This is a genomic window from Arthrobacter sp. 10T44 (genome assembly GCF_056393885.1).
The window spans coordinates 1-320 of record NZ_JBFTGT010000031.1 but is presented as its reverse complement, the minus strand read 5'-3'; the positions used below and the strand labels follow the sequence as shown (position 1 = coordinate 320).

Below are 320 nucleotides of genomic sequence, written 5' to 3'. Positions count from 1 at the left end.
TGGTCCCGCCGGTGGTCCCCTCGGTGGTGGCGGCGGAGTCGCCGAGGATCCCGATCGACGTCGCCCCGAGCGTCACCGGTGCGGTGACGGGTGCGATGACCTGGGTGCCGGACAGGGTTCCGTCTTCGCCGGAGGTGGTGTTTCCGCCGGCGTCGGCCGGTGCCGGTGCGRTGGTCCCGCCGGTGGTCCCCTCGGTGGTGGCGGCGGAGTCGCCGAGGATCCCGATCGACGTCGCCCCGAGCGTCACCGGTGCGGTGACGGGTGCGATGACCTGGGTGCCGGACAGGGTTCCGTCTTCGCCGGAGGTGGTGTTTCCGCCG

The 320-nt window shown here is 73.4% G+C and carries 1 pseudogene; it reads right to left on the bottom strand.

The annotated features are described in order from the left end of the window. Window positions 1–320, bottom strand: a pseudogene (locus tag AC1DBL_RS16775) (cell wall anchor protein); the annotation flags it as partial.